The organism is Alistipes sp. AM16-43 (assembly GCF_003435745.1).
Taxonomy (GTDB): domain Bacteria; phylum Bacteroidota; class Bacteroidia; order Bacteroidales; family Rikenellaceae; genus Alistipes; species Alistipes onderdonkii.
The window spans coordinates 469833-490461 of record NZ_QTUQ01000002.1 but is presented as its reverse complement, the minus strand read 5'-3'; the positions used below and the strand labels follow the sequence as shown (position 1 = coordinate 490461).

Below are 20629 nucleotides of genomic sequence, written 5' to 3'. Positions count from 1 at the left end.
TCGGGCGCAGGGCCGGTCGTCTTTGGATATTCAATCGGGTTTACGGGGCGGCCGTGCAATATGTGACGGGATAAAAATAACCTTTCTGCCAATAAAATCCAAATTTTTTTTTATCCGTCTTGCCTGAAAGTGCGATAAATCGGGGGTGAGGGTGCCGGAGTGAACGGGTGGAGGACAATATATAACAAGACAGCAGGGAATCTCACGATTGCCTGCTGCCCTTGGAGGATTGCCCTCCTAAAACTACTAACCCAAACTTAAATAAATGAAGAAACCTCACTGCGGTTGCTGTCCGCAGTTGACTATCCTCTCGCAAAACGTATGCCAAAGACAAAGGCCCGGAACATGATTCCGGGCCTTGCGCCGTTGCGGGGTATTACTGCGCCCCTGCGGGATATTTTCCGTAAGGGTTACCGGAAGATGCCCGTGTAGGTCGAGGGCGAGAGGGCGCGCAGCTCCTCTTTCACGGCCTCGGCCACGTCGAGCGTCTCGATGAACGCGGCGATCGACTCGTGCGTGATATGAGCGTTGGTGCGGGTCAGGGCCTTGAGCGCCTCGTAGGGCTTGGGATAACCTTCGCGGCGCAGGATGGTCTGGATGCCTTCGGCTACGACGGCCCAGTTGTTCGCCAGGTCGCGCTCGAGGGCTTCGCGGTTGAGGATTACCTTGTTCAGGCCTTTCATCAGCGAGCGGAGCGCGATGGCCGCATGGGCAATGGGGACGCCGATGTTACGCAGCACGGTCGAATCCGTCAGGTCGCGTTGCAGGCGCGAAACGGGGAGCTTCGAAGCGAGGTGTCCGAAGACGGCGTTGGCGATGCCGAAATTCCCCTCGGCATTCTCGAAGTCGATGGGGTTGACTTTGTGGGGCATGGCGCTCGAACCGACTTCGCCCGCCTTGATCTGTTGTTTGAAATATTCCATCGAGATGTACGTCCACATGTCGCGGCAGAGGTCTATCAGGATGGTATCGATGCGCTTCATGTTGTCGAAGATCGCCGCGAGGTTGTCGTAATGCTCGATCTGCGTGGTATATTGCGAGCGGCAGAGCCCCAGCGTTTCGCCCGCGAATTTGTTGGCGAAGGCCACCCAGTCGTACTGCGGGTAGGCCGCACGGTGGGCGTTGAAGTTGCCTGTCGCGCCGCCGAATTTGGCCGGCACGGCGATGTCGTGCAGCATGGCGAGCTGTTTCTCCACGCGTTCGACAAAGACCATGAACTCCTTGCCCAGCGTCGTGGGGGAGGCCGGCTGGCCGTGGGTGCGGGCCAGCATCGGCACGTCGCGCCATTCGTCGGCGAAGGCGGCCAGTTTGTCGCGCACCTCTTCGACGGCCGGGTAGTAAACCCCTGTCATGGCGTCCTTGAGCGAGAGCGGGATGGCCGTGTTGTTGATGTCCTGCGAGGTGAGGCCGAAATGTACGAATTCCTTGTAAGCTCCCAGCCCGAGGCTGTCCATTTTTTCCTTGATGATGTACTCTATGGCTTTGACGTCGTGGTTGGTGACCGATTCGATCTCCTTCACGCGCTCGGCGTCGGCCGGTGCGAAATCGAGGTACAGGGCGCGCAGGGCTGCGAATTTCGTGCGGTCGATGTCCGCCAGCTGGGGCAGCGGCAATTCGCACAGCGCGATGAAATACTCCACTTCGACGCGGATGCGGTAGCGGATGAGCGCCTGTTCCGAAAAATAATCGGCTAATTTCTCCGTTGTATTACGGTAGCGGCCATCGACGGGAGAGATGGCGGTAAGGCTGTTGAGCGGATTGGAGTTCATGGATTTATGTATGGTTTTATTTAATACGCCACTGGCATCGGGACTTCGCCTGCGCCCGGCAGGGCCTGCCCGAAGGCTTTGCCCCGCCCGCCGGCAAAGTTCCGGCACCAAATTTACGACATTTAATTGAAATACGCATAATTTTCCCTACCTTTGTAGGGTTGTAAACCGAAAATGCAATGAATTTTCTGACAGCGATCATAGATGGCCTGGTGAGGTTCGTGCAGCGCAATCCGCTGACGACCCTGGTCATCCTCATCCTGGCTGTCGGCGCCCCGGCGCTGCTCAGGGGAATCGCACTTTTTTTTCTCTATTTCATTATGGGAGTCATCGTATTGGTAGTAGCGGCGATCCTGCTGTTCCGCTGGCGCGTCTATAAGATGCGCCGCCGGATGGAAGAACAGTTCGGCGAAGGGAACTTCGGCGGACAGGGCTTCGGCTCGCCCTTTGCAGGGGAGCCCCGCAAGGGTCGCGAAGGCGAAGTGAAGGTATATAAAACCTCGGAAACGCCCGAGAAACGGGTCTCGCGCGACGTGGGCGACTATGTCGAATTCGAAGAGACCAAGGAGCCCGGAGAGGAGTAGCGCCATGTGGAAGATATTTGAGTTGATCGGCCGTTATTTCATGCTGATGGGAAAGGTCTTTTCCCGTCCGGAGAAGGCTGCCATCTACCGCCGGCGCATCATTTACGAAATGGAGTCCCTGGGAATCGACTCGATCGGCCTGACGGCCATTATTTCGGTATTCATCGGTGCGGTCATCACCCTGCAGATGTGCATCAACCTCGATTCGCCGTTCATCCCCCGTTCGCTGGTCGGTTACGCCACGCGCGAGACGATGATCCTCGAATTCTCGTCGACGGTCGTGGCGCTGATCCTGGCCGGCAAGGTCGGTTCGAGCATCGCTTCGGAGATCGGCACGATGCGCATTACCGAACAGATCGACGCGCTGGAGATCATGGGTGTCAATTCGGCTTCGTACCTCATCCTGCCGAAGATCGTCGCCGCGGTGGTCTTCTTCCCGTTCCTGACGATCCTCAGCATCGCCATCGGAATCATCGGCGGCTGGGCCATCGCCTACCTGACCGGCATCATGATCCCGGCCGACTATGTCGACGGACTGCTGATGGACTTCAAGCCCTATTCGATCGTCTACTCGCTTATCAAGACCGCCGTGTTCGCCTATATCATCACCTCGATTTCGGCGTTCTACGGGTACTATGCCAAGGGCAATTCGCTCGAAGTGGGCGCCGCCTCGACGCGCGCCGTGGTGGCCAGTTCCGTGGTAATCATGATCTTTAACCTGATCCTTACGCAAGTCCTGCTGATATGATACGTGCCGAGCACATCACCAAATCGTTCGACGGGCGCGTGGTGCTCGACGACATCTCGATCGAGTTCCTGACCGGGAAGACCAACCTCATCATCGGGCGCAGCGGTTCGGGCAAGACCGTGCTGCTGAAAACGCTGGTAGGGCTGCATGAACCCGATTCGGGCGACGTGTGGTACGACGATACGAATTTCACGCGTCTCGATTTCCGCGAGCGGCGCGCCATCCGCAAGGACATCGGCATGATTTTCCAGGGCGGGGCGCTGCTCGACTCTTCGACCGTCGAGGAGAACGTCAAGCTGCCGCTCGACCTCTTCACCTCGCAGAGCGAGAAAGAGAAGATGGAACGTGTGGATTTCTGCCTGCAGCGCGTGCGGCTGGAAGACGCCAACCACCTCTATCCGGCCGAGTTGTCGGGCGGAATGATCAAGCGCGTGGCCATCGCCCGCGCCATCGTGCTCAACCCGCGTTACCTGTTCTGCGACGAGCCCAACTCGGGCCTCGACCCGCAGACCTCGATCGTCATCGACAACCTGATCCACGAAATCACGCGCGAGTACAACATCACGACGATCATCAATACGCACGATATGAACTCGGTGATGGAGATCGGCGAGAAAATTGTATACATCCACGAAGGCCGCAAGTGGTGGGAGGGTACCAAGGACGATATCCTGCATGCCGACAACCCGGAACTCAACGATTTCGTATTCGCCTCGGCGATGGCCAAAAAGGCCAAGCTGGCTGCAAAGTAGGCAGCCGGGTTCCTAAAAAAATTTAATTTTTTATTTGCGTAATATACATAAAGTATGTACTTTTGCGCAGTGAAAAAATAGTGCATTTTTTTATTAACAAATAAATCATAAAACTATGTCAAAGATCAAAGTTGGTATCAACGGTTTCGGTCGTATCGGCCGTCTGGTATTCCGCGCTGCATGCAACAATGCAGACATTGAGGTTGTAGGTATCAATGACCTCGTTCCGGTAGACTACATGGCTTACATGCTCAAGTACGACTCGGTACACGGCCGTTTCAACGGTACGATCGACTATAACGTGGAGAAGGGCCAGCTCATCGTGAACGGCAACGTGATCCGCGTAACCGCCGAGAAGGATCCCGCAAACCTGAAGTGGAACGAAGTCGGCGCCGAGTATATCGTAGAGTCGACCGGTCTGTTCCTGACCAAGGAGAAGGCCGAGGCCCACATTGCAGCCGGTGCCAAATACGTCGTTATGTCGGCCCCCTCGAAGGACGACACCCCGATGTTCGTATGCGGTGTGAACACCGACAGCTACGCCGGCCAGAAGATCGTTTCGAACGCATCGTGCACCACGAACTGCCTCGCTCCGCTGGCTAAGGTCATCAACGACAACTTCGGCATCGTCGAGGGTCTCATGACCACCGTACACGCTACCACCGCAACGCAGAAGACCGTAGACGGCCCCTCGATGAAGGACTGGCGCGGCGGCCGTGCTGCCGGCGGCAACATCATCCCCTCGTCGACCGGTGCTGCAAAGGCCGTAGGCAAGGTGATCCCCGCCCTGAACGGCAAACTGACCGGTATGGCATTCCGCGTTCCGACGCTCGATGTTTCGGTCGTAGACCTGACCTGCCGTCTGGAGAAGGGCGCTTCGTACGACGAGATCAAGGCTGCCATGAAGAAGGCTTCGGAGAACGAGTTCAAGGGTATCATCGAGTACACCGAGGACGACGTGGTTTCGACCGACTTCACGGGTGACGCCAACACCTCGATCTTCGACGCAAAGGCCGGTATCGCACTCAACCCGAACTTCGTGAAGCTCGTGGCTTGGTACGACAACGAGTGGGGCTACTCGAACAAGGTCGTGATGCTGATTCAGAAGATGGCCGCTTACAACAACAAATAATCGTAAGCCGTCGCTATAATGGAAGAAGGAACCCGCGTGGGTTCCTTCTTTTTTTTTGTGGCTGCGGGGAGGGCTGAGGTTGCCGGGCTGCCTGGCGGCGTGTCCCGGGGCGGCGGGCGTTGTCCCGGGATGCCCGCTACCGGGCTTCGGAATCCACGCGCATCTCGATCGAGGCGCCCGACCACTGGTTGATGAGGCGTTTCTCCGCGCGGAGCCGCCGTCCGCCGTATGCGATGCGGATTTCGACTTCGAAGGGTGCCGTGTCGCCGATGTCGTTGCCGGCCGGCAGCGTATGGGGTACGATATAGATGTAGAGCAGAAGGTGGTCGCACGGCCCGGTTTCGAGACTTGCGCGGCCGCCGCCGGGATTCCCGGCGGGCTTTTCCCGCAGGTTCGAGCCGACGTCGGCGACATGTGCCTCGGTCGATGCGAAGCCGGTGCGGTTGCCCGCCGTGTCGAAGCAGCCGCACATCAGCGCGACGTTGTAGCGCCACCAGCCTTCGTAGCGGCTCGAAATCTCGATTGTGAATCCCTCTTTTGTTGCCATACGGTGCAAATATAACGATTTTTGCCGAAGATGGAATCCGCGGCCGGAATTTCCGGAGCCTGTGCCGTGCCTCTTCTGCGGGCGGGCGACCGGATATCCGGGAGTGCGGGGATGCTAAAACTCTGCATTTTCTTTGCAAATGTCTTATATTTTCGTAACTTTGTGCCCTAAATGCGCTCCTATGGAGGAAACAAAAAGATATACGATTGCTTACAGGGGGCTCAGGAGCGGCCTGCACGACTTCCATTTCAAGGTCGACGGCGGGTTGTTCAGGGCTTTCGGCAGTACGGAAATCAAGGACGGGGACTGCGATGTCTCGGTCGCCCTGGAGCGCGGCGAGTCGATGCTTACGCTTGATGTTACCGTGGACGGGAGTGTCGTCGTGGAGTGCGACCGCTGCCTGGAAGACTGCAATGTGCCAATCCATTACGAGGGGCAGTTGCTGGTGAAATTCTCGGACGAGGTGCATGAGTACGACGGCGAAGTCATGTGGCTGCTGCCGATGGAGGACGAAGTCGACCTGACGCAGTACATCTACGAAAGTATCGTGCTGGCGCTGCCTTACCAGCGGGTGCATCCCGACGGGGAGTGCAATCCCGACATGCTGGAACGTTTCCGCATCGTTTCCGACGAGGAGTTCGGCCGTCTCGAAGACAGGATCGAGGCCGAGGGCCGCAACGAGGGCGAATGGGCCAAGCTGGCCGCGCTCAAGGAACAGATGGAGGCCGACGGGACGCAAACAGAATAAAAGGAATAAGCTATTTCCGGCCGGGAGGCGCTTTTGTCCCGGGGCCGGGAAATATTTAGGACAGGAAATACGTTAAACTTATAATTTATATTGTAAAATGGCACATCCTAAACACAAAGTCTCGTCGACGCGACGCGATAAGAGAAGAACTCATTACAAGGCTGTCGTTCCGACGGTGGTCATCTGCTCGAACTGCGGCGCAGCTACGTTGTATCACCGCGTATGCCCCGAATGCGGGTTCTATCGCGGAAAGCTGGCGATCGAGAAAAAGGCTGCCGAATAAATCGGCAGGGTTAAAGAGTGCATCCGCGAGGCTGCCCTCTTTTTAATTTATGCAAGCACCTGTCTTTGTGTGTGCGGCCGTCCGGCCTGTGACCGGATGCCGGCAGGGAGGGGCGGGACGTGAAGTTTAACCAAATCGCACGATTATGTTAAAGATTGGTGTAGATGCCATGGGAGGTGATTATGCGCCCGAGGCTGCGGTCAAAGGGGCTGTCATGGCACTCGATGCGATCGGGCCTGACAGCCGTATCGTATTGTTCGGCGACGAGGCGAGGGTCAGGGCCGTGCTCGCGGGCGAAGGCTGTCCTGCCGACCGGTTCGATATCGTTGCCACCACCGAGGTGATCGAAATGGGCGACCATCCCGCCAAGGCGTTCCAGGCCAAGGCCGATTCCAGCATCACGGTGGGCTTCGGTTACCTGGCCAAAGGGGCCATAGACGGTTTTGCCAGTGCCGGCAGCACGGGCGCCATGATGGTCGGGTCGATGTACGCCGTGAAACCGATCGAGGGGGTTATCCGTCCCACGATCTCATCCATCATTCCTACGGTGACGGGGCATCCCGCGCTGTTGCTGGACGTGGGATTGAACGTAGACTGCAAACCCGAGGTGCTGGCGCAGTACGGGCTGATAGGCTCGATTTATGCCGAAGCCGTGCTCGGGATCCGAAAACCCCGTGTAGCCGTGCTCAACATCGGCGAGGAGGAGACCAAGGGCAATACGCAGTCCAAGGCCACGTACGAGTTGCTGAAGGCCGACGACCGCATCGATTTCGTGGGTAACGTCGAGGCGTCGTACCTCTTCACGGGCAAGGTCGCAGACGTGGTCGTCTGCGACGGTTTCGTGGGCAATACGGTACTGAAGATGGCCGAGGGCCTCTACCACATCAACAAGAAACTCGGCGGCGGAAACGCTTTCTGGGACGCGATGAATTACGAGAACGTGGGCGGCACGCCCGTGCTCGGCGTCAATGCGCCTGTGGTCATCGGCCATGGTATCTCATCGCCCAAGGCGATCAGGAGCATGATCCTTTCGACCGAGCGGTGCATTACGGCGGATCTGACCGCCAAGTTGCAGCGCGCTTTCAAAAATTAATAATCATTAGGTAAAGAAAAGTTAATGGGCAAGATAACAGCAGCAATTACCGGTGTGGGTCTATATCTCCCCGATTATATCCTCACCAACGAAGAATTAAGCACCATGGTCGACACGTCCGACGAGTGGATCATGTCGCATATCGGCGTCAAGACGCGCCATATCCTCAAAGGCGAAGGCGTCGGCTCTTCCTATATGGGTGCCCGCGCGGTCATCAACCTGCTGGACAAGGCGGGCGTAGACCCGATGGAGGTGGATCTGGTGATCTGCGCCACGGTGACCCCCGATATGTTCTTCCCTTCGACGGGTAATCTGATCGCCGACCAGGCGGGTTGCAAAAACGCTTTCGCATACGACGTTTCGGCGGCTTGCAGCGGGTTCCTCTTTGCACTGACGACGGGCGCCAAGTTCATCGAGTCGGGATCGTGCAAGAAGGTAGTCGTGGTAGGCGCCGACAAGATGTCGACCATCGTCGACTATACCGACCGTTCTACCTGTCCGATCTTCGGCGACGGTGCCGCAGCCGTGCTGCTGGAACCCAATACGGAGGGTTACGGCGTGCTGGACGAGATCCTGCGTTCGGACGGCTCGGGCGAGTTGCAGCTTTACATGAAGGCCGGCGGTTCGCGCTATCCGGCTTCGATCGAGACCGTGCAGAACAACTGGCACACGATCATGTGGGACGGACACGCCGTATTCAAGGCCGCCGTTTCGAAGATGGCCGATGTATCGGTGGAGATCATGGAGCGCAACAACCTTACCTCGGACGACATCCGTTATCTGGTTCCCCATCAGGCCAACCTGCGCATCATCGACGCTACGGCACGCCGCATGGGGCTCGACCATGACAAGTGCATGATCAATATCGACCGCAACGGCAACACTACGGCGGCGACGATCCCCTCGTGCCTCTACGACTACGAGAAGGAGCTGAAGCCGGGCGACAACCTGATCCTGTCGGCATTCGGCGGCGGGTATACGTGGGGTGCCATCTATGTGAAGTGGGCTTACGACGGTTCGAAAGCCTGCCAGGTCGATCCTGCCGAGAAATAATCCGGTGCGGGCGGGAGCCCGGCCGAAAACACGGATAGGGCGGAAACTTGTACGGTTTCCGCCCTTTTCCGTGCCTGGGCTGTCCGTGCCGGAGCGGCGGGTGCAAGATTTTTTCGTATATTTGGACGTGGGCATTGCCGCCGCGGTTTCAGATTCCTTTCGGATTCGTGGTGTATCTTTGCCCCGAAGAATATTTGCTGTTTATGAAAATCCTGATCGTGGAAGACGAACCCTCCCTGCGGGAGATCATGGTGCAGACGCTGCGCCGCGAACAGTATGTGGTCGAGCAGGCGTCCGATTACGCATCGGCGCTCGAAAAGATCGCCGGATACGATTACGACTGTATCCTGCTGGACATCATGCTGCCCGACGGCAGTGGCCTGCGGATACTCGAAGAGCTCAGGCGGCAGCGAAAACCTGCCGGCGTGATCATCATTTCGGCCCGGGATTCGCTCGATGACAAGGTCGAGGGGCTCGAGCTCGGGGCCGACGATTACCTGCCCAAGCCGTTCCACCTGGCGGAACTGAGCGCCCGTATCCGCAGCGTCGTGCGCCGTCACCAGCGCGACGGGCAGCAGAGCCTCGACGTGGGGAATGTCCGCCTCTACCCCGACAGCCGCCGTGTGGAGGTAGCCGGATGCGAGGTGGAACTGCTGCGCAAGGAGTACGACATCCTCTACTATTTTATGAGCCGCCCGAACCATATGGTCGATAAGGCCACGCTGGCAGAAGCCGTGTGGGGCGACCATATCGACCAGGCGGATAATTTCGATTTCGTATACGCCCAGATGAAGAACCTGCGCCGCCGGCTCCACGACGCGCAGGCCGACATCGAGATCCGGGCCGTCTATGGATTCGGCTATAAACTCGTTGCCCCATGAGGTTGGTCTATCGCATCGTGTTGCACATGTCCTGGGCCCTCTCGCTGTTGCTGGCGGGGTGGGCCGTGTTGTTCTACCTGACGATGATCGACGAGATCAACGACGAGGTGGACGATTCGCTGGAGAACTATGCCGAGATGCTGGTCACGCGGAGCCTCGCGGGGAGGGAACTGCCTGCCGCCTATTCGGGCAGCAACAACGGCTATTACCTGCACGACGTGTCGGCGGAGTATGCCGAAGGGCGGCAGCATATGGTTTTCAGCGACGAGGAGATATTTATTCCTGAGAAAGACGAAGAGGAACCGGCGCGGGTGCTGCGGACGATATTCCGCGACAGCGGAGGACGTTACAAGGAACTGACCGTGATGACCCCGACCATCGAAAAGGACGACTTGCAGGAAGCGATCCTCTGGTGGATCGTCTACCTCTATCTGTTCCTGTTGCTGGCGATCCTGCTGGTCAACGTGCTGGTGCTTCACCGTACCCTGCGGCCACTCTATGCCCTGTTGCGATGGTTCGACAGTTATACCGTGGGCGGGAAGAACGCCCCGCTGGTGAACGATACGAAGGTCGTCGAATTCCGGCGGCTGAACGAGGCGGCGAACCGTTATGCCGAGCGGGCGGAGTCCCTGTTCGAACGCCAGAAACAATTTATCGGCAATGCCTCGCACGAGATGCAGACCCCGCTGGCCATTTGCCGCAACCGGCTGGAGATGCTCGTGGACGACGGTTCGGCGTTGACCGAGGCGCAGCTCGGCGAGATACTGAAGGTGCAGGGGACGCTGGACTACCTCGTGCGGCTCAACCGCTCGCTGCTGCTGCTTTCGAAGATCGAGAACGGACAATTCCCCGAGACGGAACAGGTCGACTTCAACGCCCAGGTGCGACGTATGGCCGAGGATATGGAGGAGATCTACGCCGGGCGCGAAATGCGTTTCGAACTGCATGAGCAGGGACATCTGTCTGTGCGGATGAATCCGTCGCTGGCGGCCAGCCTGGTGTCGAACCTGCTGAAAAACGCCTATGTCCACGGCGACAAGGGCGGGACGGTGTCGGTCACTGTTGCCCCGCATGAACTGCGCGTCTGCAACAGCGGCGGCGGAGGAGCACTCGACGCGGAGCATATTTTCGAGCGCTTTTACCAGGGGACGAAGAAGGAGAGTTCGACGGGGCTCGGCCTCTCGATCGTCGACGCCGTGTGCCGCCTTTACGGGCTGCGCGTGGGATACTCTTATATAAATAGGTGCCACTGTTTCTCGGTACATTTCCGGATATAAAAAACGAAAAAAACGGATCGGGGCCGATTATTTCAACTTCATTTCAGCTTTAGGTCGCAACTTTGCACTGTGAACACAAGTCAAACCTAATATTGAAACGATTATGAAAAAGCTCATGATGATTCTCGCAGGCACAGCCCTGATGGTAACTTCCGCCCCCGCATTCGCGGGCAACGACCGTCCGATCGCAGTCGGCGAACTTCCGGCTACGGCACAGCAATTTATCAAGGCGCATTTTGCCGGCGTAGAAGTCTCCTTATCCAAGGTGGACGAGGAACTTTTCGACAAGGATTACAAGGTCGTGTTCGTCAACGGCGCGAAGGTCGAATTCACGAAGAACGGCGAATGGAAAGACGTTGAATGCAAATACGGTGAGGTGCCGGCCGCCATCGTACCGCAGCAGATCCGCGACTATGTCGCCAAGAACTATCCCGACCGCAAGATCACGGCGATCGACCGCGACCGCCGCGACTACGAAGTCGAACTGGACAACGGCCTCGACCTGAAATTCGACCTGAAGTTCCGTCTGATAGACATCGACAATTAATTTAACCCCGGGATTAACCTCAAATTCGGAATCGTATGAAGAAATTCATGGTATTGGTAATGGGACTCGTGTCGCTGGGTGCGATGGCGGGTTGTGACGACGACAGTAAATCGGTAAAGGTACCGGCCGCCGTGCAGGCTGCTTTCGGGGAGATGTTCCCCGCTGCAAGCCATGTCGAATGGGAAGACAAGGGCGGGTATATGGTCGCCGATTTCCGCAGCGCGGGTATGTCATGCAGGCATGGTTCGATGCCGCCGGCAAATGGTACATGACCGAGGAGGATATCTCCTATGCCGAGTTGCCCCGGGCGGTGCGTACTGCCTACGAAGCCGGCGATTATGCCGCTTGGCATGTGGACGACGTGGATAAGCTGCTGCGCAACGGCCAGGAGACGGTCTATGTGCTCGAAGTCGAACGTGCCGAGCAGGAATTCGACCTCTATTATTCCGAGGACGGCGTGCTGTTGCGCGAAGTGCCCGACAGGGACGGCAATGACGATCACGGCGATATGCTTCCGCAGGAACTGTCGAAGGCGATCAGCGACTTCATCGCCCGGAAATACCCCGGTGCCCGTATCGTTGATGCGGAGCGGGAGAAGGGAAATACCGAGGTCGATATCATCTTCGCCGGGAAAGCGCTCGAGGTGTGCTTCGGTACGGGTGACGCCTGGCTGTGGACGAAAACCGGAGTGCGCCTTTCGGAGGTTCCGGACGTGGTGAGGCGGACTTTGCAGTCATCGCAGTACGGTACGTGGGTGATCGACGATGTTGACCTCTACGAAAGCCCCGACCGCGTGTGGTACGCCATCGAGGTGGAAGACCCGCAGTCCGAACGGGAGGCGACGGTGCGTATCCTCGAGGACGGCACCCTGCTCTGATCGTCCCGTATGCTTTTGCGGAGCCTGCATCCCGGAGGTGCGGGCTCCGTTTTTTTTGTTATAACATAGAGCTATATCGTTATAAAATAATATGATGTGTTTTTCGTACAAATTAGTAGAAACTATTGTATATTTGTATCAGGAAGAGAAAATACAAACACAAACTTAAAACAATATTACTATGTTAAGCAAAAGATTACATGACGCACTGAATGCGCAGATCAACGCCGAATTGTGGTCGGCCTATCTTTATCTTTCGATGTCGATGGACGCCGAGAACAAGGGGCTGAAAGGCGTGGCCAACTGGTTTTTCGTCCAGTTCCGCGAGGAGCAGGATCATGCTCGCATCCTGATGAACTACATCAATTCGCGCGATGCCAAGGTCGTGCTGAAGCCGATCGAGGAGGTGCGTACCGAGTGGACGTCGCCGCTCGATATGTTCAAGGATACGCTGGAGCATGAGAAGGTGGTGACTTCGATGATCAACAACCTGGCAGCCATCGCCGCCGAAGATAAGGATTTCGCATCGTCGAACATGCTCGTGTGGTTCGTCGACGAGCAGGTCGAGGAGGAGGAGTCGGCACGCGACATGATTACCGCCTGCGAGGCTGTCGAGGGCAACAAGTTCGGGCTTTATACGCTCGACAAGGAACTGGCGGCCCGTGTCTACCAGCAGGCTTCGCCGCTTGCCACGGCAACCGAATAATTCGCAGCGAACCTGATTGCTGAGTCTGCCGCCCCGGTTTCCCGGGGCGGTTGCTTTTGCCGGATGTCCGGAAGTCCGTGTGTCCGGGCAGAATGGCTGGGAAAACAGTTCCTGGAAAGCTATTGGGGAGAAGCTATTCCGGGGGGGGGCTATTGAGGGGTATGATTCCGGGGAAAGCGATTCCGGGGTATCGAGCGAGGTGTCGGGCAGGGGCGATTCCTGAGGGAGATTGCGGGGCTGAAATGCGGCGGTTTGCCGCATGCCGGAACCGTACCGGCCGGGAAGGAGGCGCGGGAATGGCCTTGTGAAGAGGGCCGGGAGCGGGATGTGGGAAAACAAGAGCCGGATGCCGGGGCTCGTGCAGGGCGGATAGGGGGGCTCACCTCATCGCTTTGCCTTGTAGTCGATCCCGGCCTTGCGGGCCTGCGAATGCTGGTACGGGCGGCGGATGCGGTAAAGGCGCCCGTCCTTAACAAGCCGCGCGCCGGTTTGGTGGAAAGCGAAGGGAATGTCTGCCGCGACGCACTGGCGGCGGATCGAAAGCACCCAGTCGTAATTGCAGGGGCGGGCTTCGTTGCCCGATTCGCCCCCGACGGATACCTCTTCGATCCCGGGGGTGAGGTATCGTGCGATGTCGAGCGGCCCGAGCAGCGATGCGCAGATGACCAGCTTGTGGCGCAAGGGGGCGTTCAGCAGCAAAGGCAGCCGGTAGTCGGCCATCGCCTGGTTCTCGACCGTGCAGCCCACGGCGAGGTTTTCGTAGCCCCCGCCCCAGTCGGGCGGCAATACCTGCATGAGGCGGTCGATACGCTTGGTGATGAAGAAAAAACGCAGGTCGCTGCGTATGCGGATCATCTCCCACGCTTCGGCGCGCCATGCGTCGGCCTCCTCGACGAGGAAATCGGACGTGAAGCAGGTATAGACCATCTCGCCCGGCGGGATTTTGTAACGTCCGTCGCGCGTACGGCGCACAGGGAGGTTGAAAGCCGCTGTCCTGCGTACCTCGCGGCTGTCCTTGTCGTGCTGCGCATCCTGCCGGTAGACGTAGCAGTGGCGGCAGCCTTCGCTGAGCTTGCGGCATCCGTGCCACGGGTTCCAACTGACCGACATAACCTGTTATTTGAGCTCCATGCGCAGGCGCACCATGTGGCGGCACTCGACGCCGTTTTCGAAAAACGGAACGGGGTAGTGTTTGCGGAAATAGTCCACGTCGACGCCGCAGCGGACGAACCCGCAGCGTTCGTAGAGCGCAATCTGGCCCGCGCCCAAATCTCCTGTGCCGATTTCGAGAAGATGGAACCCGGCCGCCCGGGCCGTGGTGACGGCGTGGCGGAGCATGGCCGTGGCGATGCCCTTGCGCTGGTGTTCGGGGACGACGGCGATATTGACCACTTCGGCCGTGAACGGCCGCGTGTGCAGGAATACATACTGGCCGAGGATTTCCCCGTCACGACGTGCGACATAGGTTGTGCCGCGGTCGGCGTAGTCGGCTACGGACTCTTCCGATTCGTCGGCCAGCAGCAGCAGGTCGCGCTGCGGCGTGTCTGTCATTACAATTTCGAGATCCATGTCAGAAAAGCGATGCGGCGCCTTCAAAGGTCGCCAGTACGACGATATAACGCAGGGTCTTGCCCGCGAGCATCGAGCCGCCCGTGAGCCAGACGTTGCTGCGCATCAGCCCCAGCACGATGGCGATGGCCTCGCCGATCGTGGGCAGGAATGCGAAGAAGGCCATCAGCGCCCCGCGCCCGGAGAGGAACCTGCGCGCCCGTGCCAGCTGTTTTTCGCTCACGCCCAGCCGGGTGACCCACTCGCTTTTTCCCAGCGTGCCGATCCAGTAGCAGCTCATGCCGCCCAGCGTGTTGCCCAGCGATGCGGCTGCGACGCACAATACCGGGTCGAGCCCCATGTGCACGAGCACGATCATCACGGCTTCGGAGCTGAACGGGAGGATGCTCCCGGCGATGAATGCCGAGAAGAAAAGTCCCCAATAGCCCCAGTCGGCCAGTATTTGCGAAAGCGATTCCATGCCTTGGTGTCCGATTTTGTGCAAGAGTAGTCTGCCTGCGGGACAAAGATAGCTTTTTTGCCCGAATGGGCTTGCAGGAGCCCTGCAAAATGCGCTAATTTTGTCTGAAACGTAAATCTGACCGCTTATGCTTAAATCGAGACTTTGTATCGCTTTTTTCGCTTTTGCCGTGGGGTGCGCCCCTGCGCAGAAGCCGCTTACCGACTATGTGAACCCCATGCTGGGGACGGCGACGCTGTGGGACAGCGTCGACCTGGGATTCAAACCCACCAAACGGACATGGGGCGCCGAGGTCTTCCCCGGATCGGCGCTGCCCAACGCCATGGTGCAGGTCAGCCCCGTCACCAAGTTCCACAGCGGTGCGGGCTACCAGTATGAAGATTCCGTGATCTACGGTTTTACGCACACCAACAAGGGGCACTGGAACCTTTGCCATATTCCCCTGCTGCCCGTGACGGGTACGCCCACGCCGGGCGACTACTGCTCGCCGTTCAGCCACGAGCGCGAATCGGCCGCCCCGGGGTATTACCAGGTATTCCTCGACCGTTACGGCGTCGATGCACAGCTCAGCTCGACGCTGCGCTGTGCATTCCATAAATATACCTATCCCGCGGGTGCCGCGCCCGCCGTGCTGGCAGACCTGCAGCGTTCGAACGAGCATGTGCGTGCGTGGGATATCCGCAAGGAGGGTGATAACGTATTCGCAGGCTGGCAGCAGACTGGCGAGAAGATGTATTTCTACGCCGTGGCGAACCGTCCCGTGACCGGGATAGAACCCGTCGTCGAGGGCGACCGTGAGGTGCGCATCGTGCGTTTCGGCGAGGGTGACGGGGCACTGGAGCTCCGGATCGGCTTCTCGTTCGTGAGCGAGAAAAACGCCCGCGAGAACCTCGAGGCCGAGATGCTCGGCAAGAGCTTCGCCGAGGTACGCTCCGAGGCTACGGCGACGTGGAACGACCTGTTGGGGCGGATCCGCGTCGAAGGCGGCACGGAGCGGGAAAAGGGGCTGTTCTATTCGAGCCTCTACCGTTCGTTCCATTGGCCGGCGCTGCGCAGCGACGTGAACGGCGAGTTCACCGATGTCGATGGAACGGTCATCAATCCCGGTTTCCGTTACTATACGGGCCCGTCGTATTGGGACGACTACCGCAATAAGCTGATCCTGCTGGGGATGCTGGCTCCCGATGTGGCGGCCGACGTCATCAGCTCCGACACGGACAAGGGCGAGAAACGGGGTGGGTTCATGCCCACGTTCTTCCACGGCGACCACGCTTCGGCGTTCGTGGCCGGGACATACCTGCGCGGCAACCGCGGTTTCGACGTCAACCGTGCCTACAACCTCGTGCTGCGCAACGCTACGGTACAGGGCCCGAGCCGCCCGTGGCTCGACGAATATGTCGCCAAGGGGTACATTTCGGAAATGGATGTCGAGAACCCCGTGACGTGGACGGTCTGCAAAGCCGCCGTGACCAAGACTCTGGAGTACAGCTACGACGACTATGCGGTTGCCCTCTTGGCCGATGCGCTGGGCGACAAGGAGAACCACGACATGCTGATGAAGCGCACGTCGAACTACAAGAACCTCTTCGACCCCTCGACGGGGCTGATGCGCGGGCGCCTCGAAAACGGCGAGTGGATCACACCTTTCGATGATCAATATCCCTACTACGAATATATGTACCGCGAGGCGAATGCCTGGCAGCAGGCGTTCTTCGCACCGCACGACACCGAGGGGCTGATCGGCCTCTTCCCGAGCCGCGAGGCGTTCGGCGAGCAGCTGGACAAACTCTTCTCGATTCCGTGGAAAGGATACGAAGTGGACAACCTCTCGTGTTTCATCGGCCAGTACTGCCACGGTAACCAGCCCGACCACAGTTTCCCGTACCTCTATTATTTCATCGGTCGCCAGGAGCGTTCGCAGGAGTTGTTGGATTACATTCTCGACCGCTTCTACGGTATGGGGCCGGAAGGGCTGGCGCTGTGCGGTATGGACGATGCGGGCGAGATGTCGTCGTGGTACGTGTTCAATGCCATCGGCCTTTACACCTATTCGCCGGCCGACCCCGAATATATCGTGACCGTGCCGCTGTTCGACAAGGTGCAGGTCGCACTGGGCGACGGCAACCGCTGGACGATCCGCCACGACGGGCAGGGACGTAAGATCACGGGCATCACCTGCGGCGGCAAGCCCGTCGACGGTTGGTTCGTGTCGCACGATGCGCTGAACAAGGGCGAACTGGTGATTTCGACCTCCGAAGAATAACGGTGCAGGGCGCAGGGCAACCCCGCGCCTTCGCCTACCTCAGGCGGGAGCTTGGGCTGCCGGCCGGAAGGTACCGGAAGATACCTGAGCCGGGAAGGTGCAGCCGGGTGCCCGTGCCCGGGATGATCGTTGCATGAAGCGGCGGCAGGAATACCCCTGCCGCCGCTTCTGCTGTTTTTAGGCGGGGGAGGGGCGTTCCTGCCGTTTGGCGATGGAGCGGGGAAGCCCGGCTGCTGCTCCGGCCGTGCGGGTCAGGGCTTTTCGGCCCAAATGCGGATGGTCGGGCTTTGCACGTGCACGCCGAATTCGGCGGCTTTGGCGAGTATGCGCCGCGCCAGTGCGGCTTTCTCCGCATCGGGAGCATAGCGGAAATAGGCTTCCGCCGCACGGACGTGCTCGGCGTCGACGAGCGGGAATTCGCGCGTTTCGGGGATGCCGAATGCCGAATCGGGAAGTTCGTGCCGCTCTGCGGCGGTGAGGCGGTCGTGCGGTTTGGTCTGTGTCGTCATGGCTGTTGCAGCATTGGTGTTGTTGCGGGGATACGCAAATTCCCGGCCAGCCACCGCTTTTTCGCACAGCGGCTGCTTCGTTGCCCAATGTGCTTCGCCCGGTGACGGCGCTTTACGCGATGATTGTGGCGACGATGCGGCGGCCCGGGGCGCGGTTACGGAACTCGCAGAGATAAATCCCCTGCCAGGTGCCGAGGTTGAGCCTGCCGCGGGTGACGGGAATGGTGAGTTCGACGCCCGTGAGTGTCGATTTGGCATGTGCGGGCATGTCGTCGTCGCCTTCGAGCGTGTGGGTGTAGTAGGCCTCGCGTTCGCCTACCAGCCGGTCGAAGATCGCCCCGAGGTCGTTGCGCACGTCGGGGTCGGCGTTTTCGTTGATCGAAAGCCCTGCGGAGGTGTGCTTGACGAAGAGGTGTACCAGCCCGGCGTCGGGCAGCGGCTGAAGGTGGCATAGCACTTCGTCGGTAACCAGGTGGAACCCGCGGCTGCGCGGCGTGAGGGTGAATTCTGCTTGCTGAACCATGGTGGAATATTGATGTACGTGTGCAAAGGTACGAAAAATCGCAGTGCCCCTCACGGTGGCGTATCGCCTGTCTCTGTCGGATTTTTGTCGGATTGGCCCGATTGCAGGCGGTTCGGCGGTCGGGGATAATGTCGCAAAGTATTGTAAAATCCGGTATTTATTTTGATATTCGTACAATCAAATCCGATCGTTATGTCCGCCGTCCTGAATTTCCTGTTCCCGGGGGAACCCCGGGATTCCCGCAGCTCGTGGCTGTTGCTTGCTGCGCGTGTCGTTTTCGGCCTGCTGCTGATGTCGCACGGCATCGCCAAGTTGCAGAACTTCGAGGCGCTCTCGGCGACGTTCCCCGATCCGCTGGGTGTCGGGAGCCGGATGTCGCTCGTGCTGGCCGTTTTCGGGGAGGTCGTCTGCGCGGCCGGGTGTGTGGCCGGGTTATTCTACCGGCTGGCGCTGATCCCGATGGTCTTTACGATGTGTGTGGCTTTCTTTGCGGTACACGGCGGCGATCCCTTTGCCGCACGTGAGCTGGCGCTGGTTTACCTGGTTGTCTTCGTCCTGATGTACGTTGCCGGCCCTGGCCGCTACGCCGCCGATACGCTCATTGCACAACGGATCCGCGCGCCGAAGCGTTAGCCCCGGTTCTTGCCGAGGGTGGGGAGGATAGTAGGGGTGCCGTGAACCCGTTTCGTCCCCGGCTTCCGGCCAGGCGGCCGCCGCATGGAAACGATGAAGGCAGATGCCTTTTATCATCTGCCCTCAGCTTTTTGCGGTCATAGACCTTTTTCGACTTGTGTACCCGGCTGAAACTGACCGGGCGGTCGTGATTCCCGATCTCGGCCTCACGGCTTGCCCTGCGGTTGGCCTTGAGGTAATCACGCAGTCCGTTCGTCTTTGTTTTCATCACTACATCGGTTTTACGGGGGCAAAGATAATCGGAATATTTTAAGGGGGAGCGCCCTGAGGCTAATTTCCCGCTCCGGTGCCGTATTATGCCTGCTGCAGGTCGGCGAACCAATAGGAATAGCTCTTTTCCGATCCGTCGTCAAGGCGGATGCGGTAACTTCGGCGCAAAGGCGTGCCGAGCCGGAACGGGACGGGGGTGCGGAAGATCGGCCCGTCGTAACAGAATGTGTGGTATTCGCCGTTCTCGCCGTTGGGATCGACGCCCGCAGGCAGCGAGGCGATGAATGCGGGGTCTATTTCCTGCCCGATGGCGCCGGCACCGAGGCTGTCGGCTATCGTGGTGACGATGACCGTCCTGAGCCCCGAGGCGAGGAAGTCGTGCATCACGTCGCCGGAGGATTTTCCCCAGAGCGGTTCCGCGACTCCGATGCCGTGGGGTGCGAGCTGCCTCTCGCGGTATTTGCGTACGTCGTGCAGGAAGATGTCCCCGAAGATGAAGCAGGTTACGCCCTGCGCCTTGAAATACTCCACGGCACGGGACATGGCAGCTCCGTAGTCCTCCATATTGCCTTTCGGGGTGAGGTCGACGATGTGCAGGGGGATACCGATACTGTCGGCCTGTGCCTGCAGCAGGGCGGTCGGGATGCCGTGCATGGTCGAGCGGTGCGTGTCTCGGTTTACGGTCGTCAGCAATGCGACGATTTCGTATTTGCCCGACTGCATCGCCCGCAGCAGGGCATGGGCGGAGTCCTTGCCGCCGCTCCAGTTGAAAACCGCCTTTATCCGTTCCATGTCACATGTCCGGCGTTGTGGAAGAATCCGCAGACGAGGGTCAGGTATTCGGGCAATTTGCCGTCCGTGCCCCACTTCAGGTAGATGCCGAAGAGCTCGGCGGTAGTTTTGCCGATGTCGAATCCGCAGGCTTCGAGCGACGGGCGCACCAGTTCGGGGTGTCGGCAGGGCTTCCCGTCGGGACGTGTGCAGGTGCCTTCGGGGCAGTGGAGGCATGTCCCGACGTAGGCGAACGATAGGCAGCCGTACTGCCGTTCCATCCCGAGCAATTGCTGTTCGAGGCGTCTGCGTTCGAGCAGGATCAGCCGTCCGGCTTCCGACGAGGGGAGCCCCTGCTTTTGCGGAACGATTTTCGTAACGGTGAGCAGTGCCGTGGCGTAGCCGGAAAGGTACCTCCCGACGCTGAATCCGAAAGGGGGGCATCCCCAGCTGCGCCCGTAATTGGGGCAGGCGCGGCAGTAGCCCCCGATCCGTTCGGCATCGCGGAAACGGGCGATGTAATCGGCAGCGGGAAGTTCTGCCGAAAAATCCCGGGCCGTATATGGAAGCGAAATATCCACGTGGTAAAAATAGCGGTTTTACCGTGCCGTGGTGCCGGTTTGTGAAAATAATC

25 protein-coding genes are annotated in these 20629 nt (G+C 59.0%); 16 read left to right on the top strand and 9 right to left on the bottom strand.

Translation table 11 applies throughout. The features are described from left to right. Positions 1-410: 410 nt before the first annotated feature. Positions 411-1769, bottom strand: coding sequence for an adenylosuccinate lyase (gene purB / locus DW189_RS05255; RefSeq protein ID WP_117507102.1), 1359 nt, complete (start codon positions 1767-1769; stop codon positions 411-413). Between the two features lie 179 nt (positions 1770-1948). On the opposite strand from purB, the gene DW189_RS05250 reads away from it, so the two are divergent. The 4 genes from DW189_RS05250 to gap all read left to right on the top strand — a co-directional run bounded on the left by DW189_RS05250 (position 1949) and on the right by gap (position 4985). Further along, positions 1949-2353 (top strand): DUF4834 family protein, encoded by a 405-nt coding sequence (locus DW189_RS05250; RefSeq protein ID WP_018694718.1) that lies wholly within the window; start codon positions 1949-1951, stop codon positions 2351-2353. 4 nt (positions 2354-2357) lie between these two features. Further along, positions 2358-3101 carry an MlaE family ABC transporter permease gene (locus DW189_RS05245; RefSeq protein ID WP_018694719.1) on the top strand — a complete coding sequence of 248 codons (744 nt, stop codon included), beginning with the start codon at positions 2358-2360 and terminating at the stop codon, positions 3099-3101. After that, positions 3098-3853 (top strand): ABC transporter ATP-binding protein, encoded by a 756-nt coding sequence (locus DW189_RS05240; protein ID WP_018694720.1) that lies wholly within the window; start codon positions 3098-3100, stop codon positions 3851-3853. The genes DW189_RS05245 and DW189_RS05240 overlap by 4 nt, the downstream gene beginning before the upstream one ends. 115 nt (positions 3854-3968) lie before the next feature. Next, the gene (gap, locus tag DW189_RS05235) at positions 3969-4985 is read left to right on the top strand and encodes a type I glyceraldehyde-3-phosphate dehydrogenase (RefSeq protein ID WP_018694721.1); all 1017 of its coding nucleotides are present in this window, start codon (positions 3969-3971) and stop codon (positions 4983-4985) included. 136 nt (positions 4986-5121) lie between these two features. On the opposite strand, the gene DW189_RS05230 is transcribed toward gap, so the two are convergent. Then, on the bottom strand, positions 5122-5532 hold the full coding sequence (locus DW189_RS05230; RefSeq protein WP_022331907.1) for a hypothetical protein: 411 nt from the start codon (positions 5530-5532) through the stop codon (positions 5122-5124). Positions 5533-5713: 181 nt separating this feature from the next. Between DW189_RS05230 and DW189_RS05225 the strand changes: the two genes are divergently transcribed. From DW189_RS05225 to DW189_RS05185, 10 genes are all read left to right on the top strand, one after another. Further along, a complete protein-coding gene (locus tag DW189_RS05225) occupies positions 5714-6280 on the top strand; it encodes a YceD family protein (RefSeq protein ID WP_117507101.1) in 567 nt (188 codons plus the stop codon). Positions 6281-6377: 97 nt separating this feature from the next. Next, positions 6378-6563: a 50S ribosomal protein L32 gene (rpmF, locus tag DW189_RS05220; protein WP_033395117.1), complete on the top strand. Its 186-nt coding sequence runs from the start codon at positions 6378-6380 to the stop codon at positions 6561-6563. 145 nt (positions 6564-6708) lie between these two features. Beyond that, positions 6709-7656, top strand: coding sequence for a phosphate acyltransferase PlsX (plsX, locus tag DW189_RS05215; RefSeq protein WP_117507100.1), 948 nt, complete (start codon positions 6709-6711; stop codon positions 7654-7656). Between the two features lie 24 nt (positions 7657-7680). Continuing rightward, on the top strand, positions 7681-8709 hold the full coding sequence (locus DW189_RS05210; RefSeq protein WP_022331910.1) for a beta-ketoacyl-ACP synthase III: 1029 nt from the start codon (positions 7681-7683) through the stop codon (positions 8707-8709). A 203-nt stretch (positions 8710-8912) separates the two neighbouring features. Continuing rightward, positions 8913-9590: a response regulator transcription factor gene (locus tag DW189_RS05205; RefSeq protein ID WP_018694727.1), complete on the top strand. Its 678-nt coding sequence runs from the start codon at positions 8913-8915 to the stop codon at positions 9588-9590. Continuing rightward, the gene (locus DW189_RS05200; RefSeq protein ID WP_117507099.1) at positions 9587-10867 is read left to right on the top strand and encodes a sensor histidine kinase; all 1281 of its coding nucleotides are present in this window, start codon (positions 9587-9589) and stop codon (positions 10865-10867) included. Before DW189_RS05205 ends, DW189_RS05200 begins: the two co-directional genes overlap by 4 nt. Before the next feature lie 103 nt (positions 10868-10970). After that, positions 10971-11414, top strand: a complete 444-nt coding sequence (locus DW189_RS05195) for a PepSY-like domain-containing protein (protein WP_055202849.1) — start codon at positions 10971-10973, stop codon at positions 11412-11414. A 35-nt stretch (positions 11415-11449) separates the two neighbouring features. Next, entirely contained in the window at positions 11450-11686 is a 237-nt protein-coding gene (locus DW189_RS14605) for a hypothetical protein (RefSeq protein ID WP_232045476.1), read from the top strand. After that, positions 11647-12291, top strand: a complete 645-nt coding sequence (locus DW189_RS05190; protein ID WP_232045478.1) for a PepSY-like domain-containing protein — start codon at positions 11647-11649, stop codon at positions 12289-12291. The genes DW189_RS14605 and DW189_RS05190 overlap by 40 nt, the downstream gene beginning before the upstream one ends. A 181-nt stretch (positions 12292-12472) precedes the next feature. Next, the gene (locus DW189_RS05185; protein ID WP_022331914.1) at positions 12473-12997 is read left to right on the top strand and encodes a ferritin; all 525 of its coding nucleotides are present in this window, start codon (positions 12473-12475) and stop codon (positions 12995-12997) included. 384 nt (positions 12998-13381) lie between these two features. Here DW189_RS05185 and DW189_RS05180 read toward each other — a convergent pair whose 3' ends face one another. The 3 genes from DW189_RS05180 to DW189_RS05170 are packed head-to-tail and all read right to left on the bottom strand — an operon-like array spanning position 13382 to position 15026. Further along, positions 13382-14107 (bottom strand): DUF5131 family protein, encoded by a 726-nt coding sequence (locus DW189_RS05180; protein ID WP_117507098.1) that lies wholly within the window; start codon positions 14105-14107, stop codon positions 13382-13384. 6 nt (positions 14108-14113) lie between these two features. Then, the gene (locus DW189_RS05175; RefSeq protein ID WP_117507097.1) at positions 14114-14566 is read right to left on the bottom strand and encodes a GNAT family N-acetyltransferase; all 453 of its coding nucleotides are present in this window, start codon (positions 14564-14566) and stop codon (positions 14114-14116) included. Between the two features lies 1 nt (position 14567). Then, positions 14568-15026 carry a YqaA family protein gene (locus tag DW189_RS05170; RefSeq protein ID WP_026318168.1) on the bottom strand — a complete coding sequence of 153 codons (459 nt, stop codon included), beginning with the start codon at positions 15024-15026 and terminating at the stop codon, positions 14568-14570. 127 nt (positions 15027-15153) lie between these two features. Here DW189_RS05170 and DW189_RS05165 point away from each other — a divergent pair, with 127 nt between their 5' ends. Further along, a complete protein-coding gene (locus DW189_RS05165) occupies positions 15154-17289 on the top strand; it encodes a GH92 family glycosyl hydrolase (RefSeq protein WP_117507096.1) in 2136 nt (711 codons plus the stop codon). Between the two features lie 251 nt (positions 17290-17540). On the opposite strand, the gene DW189_RS05160 is transcribed toward DW189_RS05165, so the two are convergent. Then, a complete protein-coding gene (locus tag DW189_RS05160) occupies positions 17541-17798 on the bottom strand; it encodes a DUF6582 domain-containing protein (protein ID WP_117507194.1) in 258 nt (85 codons plus the stop codon). A gap of 112 nt (positions 17799-17910) precedes the next feature. Then, positions 17911-18321, bottom strand: coding sequence for a secondary thiamine-phosphate synthase enzyme YjbQ (locus tag DW189_RS05155; RefSeq protein WP_117507095.1), 411 nt, complete (start codon positions 18319-18321; stop codon positions 17911-17913). A gap of 192 nt (positions 18322-18513) precedes the next feature. On the opposite strand from DW189_RS05155, the gene DW189_RS05150 reads away from it, so the two are divergent. Then, positions 18514-18954 (top strand): DoxX family protein, encoded by a 441-nt coding sequence (locus tag DW189_RS05150; RefSeq protein WP_117507094.1) that lies wholly within the window; start codon positions 18514-18516, stop codon positions 18952-18954. 354 nt (positions 18955-19308) lie between these two features. Here the strand turns inward: DW189_RS05150 and DW189_RS05140 are convergent, their stop codons facing one another. Beyond that, complete coding sequence (locus DW189_RS05140; RefSeq protein ID WP_117507092.1) at positions 19309-20016, bottom strand: adenine nucleotide alpha hydrolase; 708 nt, start codon at positions 20014-20016, stop codon at positions 19309-19311. Next, the gene (locus tag DW189_RS05135) at positions 20004-20576 is read right to left on the bottom strand and encodes a DUF2284 domain-containing protein (protein ID WP_117507091.1); all 573 of its coding nucleotides are present in this window, start codon (positions 20574-20576) and stop codon (positions 20004-20006) included. Before DW189_RS05135 ends, DW189_RS05140 begins: the two co-directional genes overlap by 13 nt. Between the last annotated feature and the right edge of the window lie 53 nt (positions 20577-20629).